At 75.3% G+C, this 13,469-nt stretch carries 12 protein-coding genes and 1 tRNA gene; 3 read left to right on the top strand and 10 right to left on the bottom strand.

The window, feature by feature from the left end; translation table 11 throughout:
- Positions 1–78: 78 nt before the first annotated feature.
- Positions 79–603 (top strand): Lrp/AsnC family transcriptional regulator, encoded by a 525-nt coding sequence (locus IHE55_RS18945; protein ID WP_197990102.1) that lies wholly within the window; start codon positions 79–81, stop codon positions 601–603.
- Between the two features lie 127 nt (positions 604–730).
- Here the strand turns inward: IHE55_RS18945 and IHE55_RS18940 are convergent, their stop codons facing one another.
- The 9 genes from IHE55_RS18940 to IHE55_RS18900 form a co-directional block, all read right to left on the bottom strand.
- Positions 731–1,531: a S16 family serine protease gene (locus tag IHE55_RS18940; RefSeq protein WP_197990101.1), complete on the bottom strand. Its 801-nt coding sequence runs from the start codon at positions 1,529–1,531 to the stop codon at positions 731–733.
- Positions 1,532–1,850: 319 nt separating this feature from the next.
- The gene (locus tag IHE55_RS18935) at positions 1,851–2,483 is read right to left on the bottom strand and encodes an IclR family transcriptional regulator (RefSeq protein ID WP_197990100.1); all 633 of its coding nucleotides are present in this window, start codon (positions 2,481–2,483) and stop codon (positions 1,851–1,853) included.
- A gap of 870 nt (positions 2,484–3,353) precedes the next feature.
- A complete protein-coding gene (locus IHE55_RS18930) occupies positions 3,354–5,144 on the bottom strand; it encodes a DEAD/DEAH box helicase (protein ID WP_197990099.1) in 1,791 nt (596 codons plus the stop codon).
- Between the two features lie 107 nt (positions 5,145–5,251).
- Positions 5,252–5,647, bottom strand: coding sequence for a type II toxin-antitoxin system death-on-curing family toxin (locus tag IHE55_RS18925; RefSeq protein WP_197990098.1), 396 nt, complete (start codon positions 5,645–5,647; stop codon positions 5,252–5,254).
- Positions 5,644–5,844 (bottom strand): ribbon-helix-helix domain-containing protein, encoded by a 201-nt coding sequence (locus tag IHE55_RS18920; protein WP_197990097.1) that lies wholly within the window; start codon positions 5,842–5,844, stop codon positions 5,644–5,646. Before IHE55_RS18920 ends, IHE55_RS18925 begins: the two co-directional genes overlap by 4 nt.
- A 24-nt stretch (positions 5,845–5,868) precedes the next feature.
- Positions 5,869–7,413, bottom strand: coding sequence for an MFS transporter (locus IHE55_RS18915; RefSeq protein ID WP_197990096.1), 1,545 nt, complete (start codon positions 7,411–7,413; stop codon positions 5,869–5,871).
- 640 nt (positions 7,414–8,053) lie between these two features.
- Complete coding sequence (locus tag IHE55_RS18910) at positions 8,054–9,196, bottom strand: YeiH family protein (protein ID WP_197990095.1); 1,143 nt, start codon at positions 9,194–9,196, stop codon at positions 8,054–8,056.
- Positions 9,197–9,290: 94 nt separating this feature from the next.
- Positions 9,291–9,854, bottom strand: coding sequence for a cysteine dioxygenase family protein (locus IHE55_RS18905; protein WP_197990094.1), 564 nt, complete (start codon positions 9,852–9,854; stop codon positions 9,291–9,293).
- Positions 9,855–10,203: 349 nt separating this feature from the next.
- Positions 10,204–11,109 carry a LysR family transcriptional regulator gene (locus IHE55_RS18900; protein WP_197990093.1) on the bottom strand — a complete coding sequence of 302 codons (906 nt, stop codon included), beginning with the start codon at positions 11,107–11,109 and terminating at the stop codon, positions 10,204–10,206.
- Between the two features lie 268 nt (positions 11,110–11,377).
- Here IHE55_RS18900 and IHE55_RS18895 point away from each other — a divergent pair, with 268 nt between their 5' ends.
- Together IHE55_RS18895 and IHE55_RS18890 are read left to right on the top strand one after the other, a co-directional pair.
- On the top strand, positions 11,378–12,244 hold the full coding sequence (locus tag IHE55_RS18895; protein ID WP_197990092.1) for an alpha/beta fold hydrolase: 867 nt from the start codon (positions 11,378–11,380) through the stop codon (positions 12,242–12,244).
- Between the two features lie 170 nt (positions 12,245–12,414).
- Positions 12,415–12,488 (top strand) — tRNA-Cys (locus tag IHE55_RS18890).
- Positions 12,489–12,582: 94 nt separating this feature from the next.
- Here IHE55_RS18890 and IHE55_RS18885 read toward each other — a convergent pair.
- The gene (locus tag IHE55_RS18885) at positions 12,583–13,347 is read right to left on the bottom strand and encodes a class I SAM-dependent methyltransferase (RefSeq protein ID WP_197990091.1); all 765 of its coding nucleotides are present in this window, start codon (positions 13,345–13,347) and stop codon (positions 12,583–12,585) included.
- Between the last annotated feature and the right edge of the window lie 122 nt (positions 13,348–13,469).

Genomic DNA, 13,469 nt, shown 5'->3' with positions numbered 1-13,469 from the left:
TCTGCCTAGTGTTACCGGCGTTTGGTCGGACGTTCTGTACAGGATGACCAGCATCAGTGGCGGTGGAAGGGGATACCCATGGGAATCGACCGACTGGACGGACGGCTGATCGAACTGCTCGCGGAGGAACCCCGCATCGGCGTGCTGGAGGCGTCCCGCCGCCTCGGGGTGGCCCGGGGAACCGCGCAGGCCCGGCTGGACCGTCTCCAGGCCAAGGGGGTGGTCCGGGGCTTCGGCCCGGACGTGGACCCGGCGGCCCTCGGCTACCCGGTCACCGCGTTCGCCACCCTGGAGATCAAGCAGGGCCAGGGCTCGGACGTCCGGGCGCACCTGACCACCGTCCCGGAGGTGCTGGAGCTGCACACCATCACCGGCCACGGGGACATGCTGTGCCGGCTGGTGGCCCGCTCCAACGCGGACCTGCAACGGGTGATCGACCTGGTGGTGGGGTTCGAGGGGATCATGCGCGCCTCCACCGCGATCGTGATGGAGAACCCGGTGCCGCTGCGGATCATCCCGCTGGTGCGGCAGGCGGCGGCCCAGGGCCCGGCGGCGCCCTCGCCGGAGGGCAGTCCGGAGGAGGCCGGGCCCGGCCGGCGCTGACGGCCGGGCGGGTGGGGCCGGGGGCGGGCCGGGGCGGAAGGTTTCGGCACGGCCGGGCGGCAGCGGGTGGTACGGCGTTGCCCGTCCGGGGCCGGCCGGGACACCGGACCCGGACGGGCCGGCCGGCTCAGCAGCTGGGGACCTCGCCCTTGCCGGTGGACAGCGCCCGCAGGGAGGACACCGCGTCCTTCAGCTCGGTGACCGGTACCAGTTTCAGGCCCTCGGGACGGTTGGCCTTCGCCTCCGAGCACTCGTCCTTCGGCACCAGGAAGACGGTGGCGCCGTCCCGCCGGGCGGCCAGGGTCTTCAGCTCCACCCCGCCGACCGGGCCGACGGTGCCGTCCGGCGCGATGGTGCCGGTGCCGGCGATCGTCCGGCCGCCGGTGAGGTCGCCGCCGCGGCCGTCGCCGTCGAGCTTGTTGATGATCCCGAGGGAGAACAGCAGTCCGGCACTGGGGCCGCCCACGTGGGCCAGCCGCAGCCGGACGTCGATGTCGTCGTCCGACCGGTTGAGGTAGCGCAGGGCGGCGGCGGTCGCGTCGTCCTGGGACTCGCGCATGTCCGCGAGGTTGTGCCGCTCGATCTCCTCGACGCTGTCGCCGACCGGGTAGACCGAGTCGCGCGGCAGCACGGCCCGCTCCTCGTCGAACCAGCCGTCGAGGACGTCGCCCAGCCGGATCGTGGCGTCCGGCCCGGTCGCCACGATGGTGGTCATCCGCAGCTGGCCGGTGGTCTTCCGGGTGGCGGTCCCGGAGATGGAGATCACCGGCTTGCCCCGGTCGTTCCCGAGCACGTTGACCGTGCCGCCCGGCACGGCGATCGAGAACGGCAGCGGGACGAGCGCGGCGACCGCGAGCAGCGCGGCGACGATCACGCCGCAGACCGCGAGGGTCCAGGCGCGGCGGGAGACGCGGAATTCGGCGGGCATGGGAGGAATCTAGTTCACTCCGGCACCACCCGGCGCCGCCGGGTGGTGCCGCCGTCGCGGGGCACCGGCCGCCCGTCCACCGTCCGCCACCCGTGGCGGGGGCGGTCCGGCGGCCGGGGCCCGGCCGCCGCGGACCGGACCGGCCCGCGGGCACCGGTACGGCACCGGACACCGGGCCGGCACACGCACGGCCCCCGGCCGGCACAGCACGCCCGGCCGACGCCCGCCCGCTCGCCGCCCGTGACCGCAGGCCCGCCGGGCACCGCACGGGCGCCGTCCGGCGCACCCCCGTCCGGCCGGGTGCGGCGCGTCCGGTCCGTCAGCGCAGGGCGTCCGCGACCTCGCGGGCCGCGTCCAGCACCCGGGGCCCCACCCGCTCCGGCACCGAGTCGGAGAGCATCACCACGCCGACGCTGCCCTCTATCCCGGTGACCCCGAGCAGCGGGGCGGCGGCGCCGCTCGCCCCGGCCTCCAGCTCGCCGTGGGTGAGGATGTAGTCGGCGCTGCCGGAACGGGCGGCGAGAATCGCCCGGCCCGCGGCTCCCCGGTCCAGCGGGTGGCGGAATCCGGCCCGGTAGGCCACGTGGTAGTCGGTCCAGGTGGGCTCGACGACCGCGACCGCGAGGGCCTCGGTGCCGTCCACCAGGGTCAGGTGTGCGGTCGCCCCGATGTCCTCGGCGAGCGAGCGCAGCGCGGGGAGCGCCGCCTCCCGCACCAACGGATGGACCTGACGGCCCAGTTGCAGTACCCCGAGCCCGACCCGGGCACGTCCGCCGATGTCCCGGCGGACCAGCGCGTGCTGTTCCAGCGTGGCCAGCAGGCGGTACACCACGGTGCGGTTGACGCCGAGCTTGTTGGACAGCTCGGTGACGGTCAGCCCGTGGTCGGTGTCGGCCAGCAGCTTGAGGACGCGCAGCCCTCGGTCGAGCGTCTGGGAGGTCTCCGCGGTCACGACGCCCCCTCCTCGGTGTGGGTGACGGCTCCTTCACGCGGATGCGTCTCGGTCCCGGCGACGGCGCGCGGAAGAGGCCGCCGGTCGCGGGTGAACGCACCGGCTGCGCTCCGCGGCGGCGCTGCCACGGGGCGTGTGCGTAGCGGCAACCTAGCGAGCCGGTCCGCTCAGCGGAAGGGTTCGTCCAGAATCCGAGCGGAGGTGACACCGGGTGTCAGCGGGGACCGCCCGGTACGCGGGGGATCGCCCCGTTTCGGGGCACCTGGATGCCGCCGTTCATGGCAGCTTGATGAAGAGCGGTGAAACGACTTGCGGACCCCGAGCCACCGGGTTACGTCCGCGCCCCGGTCCGCGGCGGGTTGGCCGCCATCCGGGACGGGACGTACCGAATGACGGTCGGCCGGCGAGGGAAACCCGGCTGCCGGGCGGCGACGGGGACCCGGCCGATGGATCGGCGGACGGAGAGCCGGCGGGGGGCCGGCGGGGGGCCGACGACGGGGACCCGACGCTTGGACCGGCCGACGGAGAGCCGGCCGGCGCCCGGCACCCGGGTCCGGCGCCGGTCGCGCGGACGTCCGGGGGAAGCCAGGGCACCGGGCCCCGGAGACCGCGGGCCGGAGGTGCGGGGCGGCGGGCCGGACGCCGGAGGCCGAGGGGGACGGACCGCGGCCGGCCCGGCCCGGAGCGCGAGTCCCCGGGACCACCCGCCCGCGGCCCCGGGCCGGCCGGAACCGGCGCGGCCGCCCGGACCGCCGGCCCGACCGGAACCCGGACCGCCGGACCGGCCGGAGCATCGGGCCGGCCGAAGCATCGGGCCCCGGAACCGCCGGGCGCACCGAGCCGCGCCGGGCTCCCGGCCCGGCCGCGCCCTCACCGCATACGGGTGGCCCACTCCCGGACCTTCTTGATCCGTTCGCGGATCTGGCCCGGGGTGGCCTCGGCGCTGGGGGGTCCGCCGCAGGCCCGGCGCAACTCGGTGTGGATCACGCCGTGCGGCTTGCCGGTCTGGTGGACGTACGCGCCCACCAGGGAGTTCAGCTCCTTGCGCAGCTCCATCAGCTCCTTGTGGCTGACCACCGGGCGCCGCTCGGCGGGCAGCTCCAGCAGGTCGGCCTCGGAGTCCGGCTTCCTGCGGCTGTGCGCGATCTGCCGGGCCTGCCGCTTCTGGAGCAGCAACTGCACCTGGTCGGGTTCGAGGAGCCCGGGGATGCCGAGGTAGTCCTGCTCCTCCTCGCTGCCGGGGTGGGCCTGCATGCCGAACTCGGCGCCGTCGAAGAGCACCCGGTCGAAGACCGCGTCGGACTCCAGCGCCTCGAAGGGCAGCATGTCCTGCTCACCGGTGTCCTCGTCCTGCTGCTTCTCCGCCTCGGCGAGGAGCTTCTCCTCCTCGGCGTACGGGTCCTCCTCGCCGTCCTTCTTCGGCTTGTCCAGGACGTGGTCGCGCTCGGCCTCCATCTCGCCCGCGAACCCCAGCAGCGTGGGGATCGTCGGGAGGAAGACGGAGGCGGTCTCGCCGCGCCGGCGGGACCGTACGAAGCGGCCCACGGCCTGGGCGAAGAACAGCGGGGTGGAGATGGTGGTGGCGTACACGCCCACCGCCAGCCGGGGGACGTCCACGCCCTCGGACACCATGCGGACCGCGACCATCCACCGGTCGTCGTTGTGGCTGAAGTCCTCGATCCGCTGCGAGGCGCCGGAGTCGTCGGAGAGGACCACGGTGGCCTTGCTGCCGGTGATCTCGCGGAGCAGCTTGGCGTACGCCCGGGCGGAGTCCTGGTCGGTGGCGATGACCAGCGCGCCGGCGTCCGGGATGGACTTGCGGACCTCGGTGAGCCGCTGGTCGGCGGCGCGCAGCACGTTCGGCATCCAGTCGCCGCGCGGGTCGAGCGCGGTGCGCCACGCCTGGGAGATGGCGTCCTTGGTCATCGGCTCGCCCAGCCGCGCCGCGATCTCGTCACCGGCCTTGGTGCGCCAGCGCATGTTGCCGCTGTAGCTCATGAAGATCACCGGGCGGACGACACCGTCGGCGAGGGCGTTGCCGTAACCGTAGGTGTAGTCGGCGGCCGAGCGGCGGATGCCGTCGTTCCCCTCCTCGTAGGTGACGAAGGGGATCGGGTTGGTGTCGGAGCGGAACGGCGTACCGGTGAGGGCGAGCCGCCGGGTGGCCGGTTCGAACGCCTCCAGACACGCCTCGCCCCAGGACTTGGAGTCACCGGCGTGGTGGATCTCGTCCAGGATGACCAGCGTCTTGCGCTGCTCGCAGCGGTTGCGGTGGAGCATGGGGCGGACGCCGACACCGGCGTAGGTGACGGCGACCCCGTGGTAGTCGCGGCCCAGCGGGCCGGCGCTGTACTCGGGGTCCAGCTTGATGCCCACCCGGGCCGCCGCCTCCGCCCACTGCTTCTTCAGGTGCTCGGTCGGCGCCACCACGGTGACCTGCTGGACCACGTGGTGGTGCAGCAGCCAGGAGGCGAGGGTGAGGGCGAACGTGGTCTTACCGGCGCCGGGGGTGGCCACCGCGAGGAAGTCGCGGGGCTGGGTCTGGATGTACTTCTCCATCGCGCCCTGCTGCCAGGCGCGCAGCTTGTTCGCGGTACCCCAGGGGGCCCTGCCGGGGAAGGCGGGCGACAGATGATGGCTGGTCGATGCGGTGGTAGTCACGGTCTCCGTCGGTCAGGCTCGGCACTCGGGATCGGCAACCGCGTCAGCCTACCGGTGCCGCCGGACCCGTCCGGGGCGATCCGGCCGGGTCCGGGGCGGGGTGGGACTCAGCTCACATCGCCGGGGTCCACCAGGGCGCGCAGTCCGTCGGAGATCTCCTTGACCTCGGCCATCGCCCCGGTCGCGACGGCGATCACCAGTCGCTCCGCCGCGTCGATGTCGGGCCGGAGCTGGACACCGTTCATCGCGAGGAAGGAGACGCACGAGATCCAGGCGGTGCGCTTGTTCCCGTCGAAGAACGGGTGGTTGATCGCGAGGGACTGCAGCAGCGCCGCGGCTTTGTCCAGCAGGTCCGAGTACGCCTCCTGGCCGAACATCGCCGCTGCGGGGCGGTGGACGGCGGACTCCAGCAGTCCGGCGTCGCGGACCACCACCTCCATGTCCGAACAGGCGATCCCGGCGATGGTCAGGCCGTCTTCGGAGGTCAGATAGACGAAGGTCACTTGAGCCGCTCCAGCAGCTCCGCCCACTTCGCCGTCTGCTCCTTGGCCGTCTTGCGCACCATGGCCTGCTGGGCGGTGCGGGCCAGGTAGTCGTCCACCGCCTTCAGCACTATGGCGTGCATGCTGACCCCCTCCTGCTCGGCGCGGCGCTTGAGGGCGTCGGTCTGGTCGTCACGGAGCCGCAGGTTCATCGCCATACCGGAACAGTAGCGTCCGTGGGGTCAGTCTGGTACCACGGACTGCTGCGCCCTCGCCGGCCGCAGCCGGGTCGTCACGAATGCCCCCACCAGGGCCGCCGCCGTCATCGCCAGGAAGACCGCGGTGAAGGCGGCCGGGTGCCCGCCCGCGTTGCCCGCCTCCAGGACGTCCTCGGTGCCGTGCGACACCGAGCCGCCGCCGAAGGCGACGAAGAGCACGCCGCTCAGCCCGACCAGGGTGATGTTGCCCAGTGCGTCGGAGACCTGGAGGGACGCGGAGTTGGTACCGGCGTCCTCCGGCCGGGAGAGCTTGAGCAGCAGCACGCTGCCGCTGGAGATGGCCAGCCCCATGCCGTAGCCGCCGATGATCCAGGCGACGGCGACGATCCACGCCGGCACGCCGTCCAGCAGCGCCAGCGGGAGCATCGCGATGGAGGCCGCGATCAGCAGCATGCCGGCGCCCATCAGCCGCTCCCGGTACGGCTCCAGCCTGGGCCGGCTCTGGGTGAACGAGCCGAGTGCCCAGGTCAGGCCGCCGCCGGTGAGGGAGAGGCCGGCCAGGGTGGCGGACAGTCCCCGTTCGGTGACGAGCATCAGCGGGACGAAGCTCTCCGCGCCGAGGAACGCGCCGGCCGCGACGCCGCGCAGCAGGACGACCGAGGGCAGCCCCCGGGCGGCCCGGAAGGTGCCCCGGGGCAGCAGCCGCAGGATGCACGGCACCAGCAGCGCCAGGCCGAGGGCGGCCGGGACCAGGGAGAGCCAGCCGATGTCCTGGGCGGCGTACTGGAGCAGCCCGGCGCCCGCGGCGACCGCGAGCGCGAGGAGGATCCGGCCGCGGTTCATGGCCGGGGTGCGGTCACCGGCCGGCAGCTTCCGGAGCGCGGGCAGCATCACCGAGAGCGGCAGCAGTACCAGCACCGGTATCGCGAGGAAGACCCAGCGCCAGCTCAGGTGCTCGGTGACGGTGCCGGCGGCCAGCGGGCCGACGATGACCGGCAGCACCCAGGCTGCGGAGAACGCGGCGAGCACGGCGGGCCGCAGCCGCTCCGGGTACGCGCGGCCCACGACCACGTACAGCGCGACGATGACCAGCCCGCCGCCGATGCCCTGCACCCCGCGGCCGGCCACGAAGGCCCACATCTGCTGCGCGGAGCCGGAGAGCACCAGGCCGGCGCCGAACGTGGCGATGCCGGCGAACAGCGGCGCGAGCGGGCCCTTGCGGTCGCACCACTCGCCGGAGAGCGTCATCGCGAACAGGCTGGCGGTGAAGTAGGCGGAGAACGCGTACGCGTACAGCTCCACCCCGTCCAGGGCATGGGCGGCCACCGGCATGGCGGTGTTGACGGCGCTCGCCTCGAAGGCGATCAGGGAGACGACGGAGATGATGCCCAGGGTCAGCGCGCGGAAGCGGCGGCCGAGGACGGTCTCGCCCGCGGCGTCGTCGGCGTCCGGGGTGTCCGGGGTCTCCAGGGGCTCCGGGCGCGCGGAGGGCTCGGTGGCGGTCACCAGCCGGGCACGGGGCCCGGTGGCGTCCGCGGGGTCGGCGTCGAGGGGGTCGAGAGCGGTCATTGCGCCAGCGTAAGGGGCGTTTTCCGGGGTGGGACCTGGCGGTGGGCGGAGCTTGTCTCATCCGCCGGCCCTAGGACGAGCCGGACGCTCCACCGGCGCACACCCTGCGCCCCGGCGGACCGGCGCCGGCTTCCTGCGCGCCACACGGCGCACCGGCGCCCGGCGCACCGCGCGCGGTCGGGGGCGGGCCGTGGGCGGTCCCGCCACGCCGCCCGCCCGCGCGGGTCCGGTCGCGCGGGCGGGTGGCATGGCCGAGCGTGGGCGGCCGGAGGGACGGGCCGGCGCGGCGGACGGCGGCCGAGCGGGTGCCGGGCGGGCGGACCGGGGCCGGGCCCGGGCCACCGGAGGCCGGGCGCCGGACCGCCGGCCGTGGAGCGGAACGACGACACCGCCGGAACCGGACCGGACCGCCCGCCGCAGGGCGGAAACGCACGGCGGGTGATCGCGGGCGGGTGATCGTGGCCGACCGTGGGCGGCGGACCCGCCGGTCCGGCGCGGCGAGCGGTGGCGGAACGGGCGGTCCGATGCCGGCCCGTCCGGTACCGGCTCCGGGCACCGGGCAGGACGACGGCACGCCGGTCCCGGGCCGGACCACCCGCCGCGCCGCGAAATCGCACGGCGGGGGCACGCGGCGTTGGACTCAGGTGGTGAGGAGTACGCCGCCGTAGCCGGCCCCGGCCACCACCAACCAGGCGCAGAGCCCCAGCGCGGCCACCCGGCCGCCGGTCCGGGCCAGGGACGGCAGGTGCACCGCGCTGCCCAGCCCGAAGAGCGCCGCGGCGAGCAGCAGTTCCTGACCGGTGTGCGCCGCGTCCAGCACCCCGGCCGGCAGCCGGTCGGTGCTGCGCAGGGCGACCATCGCCAGGAACCCGAGGACGAACAGCGGGACCAGCGGCGGACGCCGGGCCGCGCCGACCCCGTCGGCCGGTTCCGCCACCGCCCGGCGGCGGGCCCGTACCGAGATCGCGACCGCCGCGACCAGCGGGGCCAGCAGGGCCACCCGCATCAGCTTCACCAGCACGGCGTCGGTGAGGGCGTCCGGTCCGGCGGTCTGCGCGGTGGCCACCACCTGGCCCACGTCGTGCACGCTCGCCCCGACCCAGCGGCCGAACCCCGCGTCGTCCAGCCCCAGCGGCTGCTGGAGCAGCGGGAGCACCGCGATGGCGAGTGTGCCGCAGAGGGTCACCAGCGCCACCGAGGTCGCCGCGTCCCGCTCGTCGCTGTCGCGCACCTCGCCGACCGCGCCGATGGCCGAGGCCCCGCAGATCGCGTACCCGGTGGCGATCAGCACCGGCTGATCGCCGGGCAGGCCCATCCGGCGTCCCAGCCACCAGGTGCCGGCGAAGGTGGCGGCCACCACGCCGAGGACCATCGCCACGGTGGCCCAGCCGAGCCCCAGCACGTCGTCGAGGCTGAGCTTCAGGCCGAGCAGCACGATGCCCAGGCGCATCAGCCGCTTGCCCGCGTAGCTCAGGCCGGCCCGGGCCTCGCCCCGCACCAGCGGGCGGACACCGGGCAGATGGGCCGCGGTGATGCCCAGCACCACGGCGAGGGTGAGCATCGGTACGTCGGGCAGCAGCCGGTGGACCGCCCAGGCCACCCCCACCCCGAGCGCGGCGAGCGCGAGCCCGGCCGCCTCCCGGGGCGGCTTGCGGGCCCGGGAGGCGGGGCCGGGGGCCGGGCCCCGCCCCGTGCCGGCGCCGCCGGTACCGGTGCCGCCGCCGGCACCTGGGCTGGTAGCGGGGAGGGTGCGCCGGCCGGCCCGGTCCCCGATCAGCGCCATGTCCGCCTCCACCGGGAGGCCGCCGGGCGGGACGGGACCGGACGGGACGCCACCCGGGCCGGAGCCTGGCCGAGCGGCGCCGGGACCGGGCGGGTCACCGTTCGCCGGCCGGGCACTCGTAGACCCGCCGGACGCTGGAACCCAGCCGGGCGATGTCCGCGCCGTAGATGTGGATCGAGATCGCCTTGCCCTCGCAGGCGTTGTACACCCGGTGGATGTCGCCGGGCGGCGCGAAGCCGCACACCGAGCCCTGCGGGTTCACCACCTGCTCGGTGGGGACCAGGCGCGACCGGGTGCCGTCGGAGACCAGGCGGTACCGGTCCTCGCTCTCCTGCCCCTGGTGGACACCGGCGACGCACCACGAGACGTGGTCGTGGATGGCGGTCCGCTGGCCGGGCAGCCAGACCAGGGCGACGATCGAGAAGCTGCCGTCCTGCTCGGCGTGGAGGATGTGCTGGCGGTAGCGCTCGGGGTCGCCCTCCCGCTGCTCCTCGGTGAGCAGGTCGGGCTCGCCCAGGTGCGGCGCCAGCCGTTCACCGACCAGGTACGCCGTCAGGTCGGGCGGCAGCCCCCGATCGACGGCCTCACGCACCTCGCGCACCAGCGCGTCGAGCCGGGCGGTGGTACGGGCGGCTCGGAATGCGGTCGAAGTGGTCATGACGGCAGCGTCGGGCCGGACCATCCATCACGTCCAACGACGGTTTCTTCACCGGAACCCAACATCCGCTTATGGATCGCGCCCCCGCCCGCCACGCGGCGGACCCCGGCACCGGAGCCCGGCGGCGAGGCCCGCCCGGTACACCGGGCGGGGCACCGGTGGTCGCGGGCGGGGGGACGGGGGCGGCGACCTGCGGCCGGACGGGCGCGAGCCCGACCGGCGAATGGATCGGCGGCCGGGCGGGACGGGGCGCGGCCGGACCGCAGGCCACCGGCCGGCGCGGCTCCACAGGGATGGCCGCCCCACAGGGGTGACCGCGGGGCGGGAGGCACCCGGGGCGAAGCCCGGGTCAGCAGCCGACGCGGTTGGCCGCCACCGCCCTCAGCTCGTCGAGCACCAGCGCGGTCGCCGGTATCCGCAGGTGCTCGCGGAGCACGTAGGCGGACACCTGGCGGCGGGAGGCCGGGTCCAGGGCGCGGCCGGTCACCTTGCGGTGGCAGAGGAAGGAGAGCACCAGGCCGGGCATCATCGCCACCCCCAGCCCCTCGGCGACCAGGCTCTGCACGACCAGGTTGTCGTCGGTGGTGAAGGCGATGTCCGGGGCGAATCCCTGTTCCGCGCACTCGTGCAGGAAGTTGGCGCGGCAGCGCAGGCAGCCGGCGATCCAGCGCTCCTCCGCCAGGTCGGCGAGTTTCACCGCCCGCCGGCGGGCCAGCGGATGGCCGGTGGGCATCAGCACCGTGAGCTGGTCCTCCAGCAGTCGGACCTCCACCACCTCCTCCGGCACCTCCTCGTGCAGCCCGGGGTAGGTGAAGGCCAGCGTGATGTCGCACTCGCCGCGCACCAGGCGGCCCAGTGACTCCGGCGGCTCCCCCTCCAGCAGCTCCACCCGCACCCCGGGGTGCCCGGCGGCGAGCCGGGCCATGGCCTCCGGGATCAGCGTGGCGTTGGCGCTGGGGAAGGCGCAGACCCGGACCCGGCCGGAGCGCAGCCGGGTGATGGCGTTCATCTGCGCCTGGGCGGCGGAGATGCTGTCGAGGATGGTGTCCGCGTGCCGGGCCAGGGCCTCCCCCGCCTCGGTGAGCCGCAACCGGCGGCCGACCCGGGTGAACAGCGGGGTGCCCACGGACCGTTCCAGCGCCTTCATCTGCTGGGTGATCGCGGGCTGGGTGTAGCCCAGGGCGCGGGCGGCGGCCGAGTAGGAGCCGGCACGCACCACTTCGTGAAAGGTCTTGATGTGCCGGGAATCGAACACGCGCGCAATCATAAGCAGAATTTGGGGTTGCGGCACAGCTCCCCCGCTCCAGCTTTTGGATCACGCCCGGCCCGGCCCTCCGCCGGCCCCGACGGCCCGGTGCCCCCGGCCGTTCCCCACCGGCCGCCCGCGCCTCCGCCACCGTCCGGTCCCCCAGTCCCCCCGCACGTACCGCCACCCCGGCACCGCGCCCGGCACCCCATCAGCACGGCGGGCCGCCGGCCCCGGCGCACCGCGGCCCGCCGGGCCGATCCGGCAAGCTGGGGGGATGCCGTACTACACCTCGTACGACGCCGCCCGGCTGTCCTTCCGCGTACTGCCCGCCCGGGACGGGGACGGACGCTCCCGCCCACCGCTGGTCTGCCTGGCCGGCGGGCCGGGGCGGGACGCCGCGTACCTCGGCGACCTCGGCGGGCTGGACGCCCACCGCGACCTGATCGCCCCGGACAGCCGGGGCACCGGGGACTCGCCCACCGCCGATCCGCAGCACTACGCCTTCCCCCGGCTCGCCGAGGACCTGGAGGCGCTCCGCGCCCACCTGGAGCTGGAGCGCCTGGTGCTGCTGGCCCACGGGGCGGCGGCCACCACCGCGCAGGCGTACGCCGCCGCGCACCCGGAGCGCACCGCCCGGCTGGTCCTGGTCTGCCCCGACGCCCGGCTCCAGGGCGAACGGACCGGGGACGCCTGGGAGATCTTCCGGTCCCGGGCGGACGAGCCCTGGTGGCCGGAGGCGGACCGCGCGGCACGGCGGCTGGCGGAGCGCCACGAGCCGGAGGAGGTGCGGGCGCTGCTCGCCGCGACCGCCCCGGCGGCGTACGACCGCTGGGAGGAGCCGCAGCGGGCCCACGCGGCGGACGAGGCCGGCCAGTCGCACCCGGTCCCCCGGGCCGGCTTCTGGCAGGGCGTGGACGAGGCGGCCCGGCGGGCGGTGCTGGCGCGGCTGGCCGAACTGCCCGGGCCCGTGCTGGTGGTCTCCGGTGACCGCGACGCGGTGGCCGGCGTCCGGGCCGGCGAACTGGTCGCCGCCTCCGTCCCGGACGGCCGCCACCACACCCTGCCGGGCGCCGGCCACTACCCGTGGGTGGACCGGCCGGCGGAGTTCCGCACGGTGGTGGAGGAGTTCCTCGGCGGCTGAGGCCGGCCGGGGGCGTCGCGGGCCGGGGCGATGCCGTTGGTGAACGGGTTATGCCAGTCATGTGTCGGCGGGCCCCGACCCGTTGTCCGCCCGCCCGGCCCCGCCCTAACGTGGTGCACGCACGACAGCGCGAGAACCGGCCCGGCTCCCACCGGTCCGGAACGGCGCACGGCCGCGTGCCCGAGTGGTCAGGGGCTCGCCTGCAAAGCGAGTTACGCTGGTTCGATTCCAGTCGCGGCCTCCATCCGCCCCCGGGCGGAAGCCTTTCTTCCGGCCCCGGCGTCCCACGGCGCCGGGGCCGGGCGTCTTCTCCCGTGCCCCGGTCGCCGCGGCGGCCGTCACCCGAGGGAGAACACGGCCACGTCGTAGCGTTCGAGGACCGGCCGGGGCCCGTCCGGTGCCTCCGTGCGGGCCGCGGCCTCCAGACGGGCCAGGCCCTGGTGGAACTCCTCGTCGGTGAGGTGGGTGAACTTCGACTGCGGCCGGCCGGTCAGCCGGGCGTGGTACTCGGCCAGGCTCGCCGTGACCGGCTGGGCGAAGGAGGTGACCTCCTCCAGGGCGAATCCGGCGGAGAGGAAGTCGGCGACGACCTCCGCCTCGCCCGGGAAACGCCGTTCGTCGATCGTCCGGAGCCGCGGCCAGTGGTCGTAGACCACCGCGTCCAGCCGCTCCCGGAAGGTGGTGCGGACGACCACCCTCCCGCCGGTCCGCAGCACCCGGGCGAGTTCCCGGGCCGCTGCCGCGCGGTCGGGGATGTGGTGGATCACGCGGGACAGCAGCGCCAGGTCGAAGGAGTCCGCGGCGGCGGGCACCGCCTCGGCCTCGCCGCGCAGGTACCGCACAGCGGGGTGCGGATGGTGGCGCCGGGCCTCGGTGAGCATCGCCTCGGAGGCATCGACGGCAACCACCTCGCTCCCGGCGATCCAGCGGGCCATCCCGGCGGAGAAGACACCCGTCCCCGATCCGATCTCCAGGATGGACGGCGCCGGCCGCCGGACATGGGAAGCGACCAGCTCGACCCAGGCCCGCAGCGACCCGTCGGGCATCGCGTTGCCGCGCTCGTAGGCACCGGCCAGGTTCTCGTCGTCATGGGCACGGCTCATACGGCCGATCCTCACCCGGTGAGCACCTCCGGACAACGGTCCGGAGCAAAGCGCCCAGGGACACCGGACACACGACCCGCCCGGACGGCCCCGGGCCCGGCCTTCCGGGCACAGGCGCCCCA

Source organism: Streptomyces pactum, from assembly GCF_016031615.1.
GTDB lineage: Bacteria > Actinomycetota > Actinomycetes > Streptomycetales > Streptomycetaceae > Streptomyces > Streptomyces pactus.
This window is presented reverse-complemented; position numbering and strand designations above follow the sequence as displayed.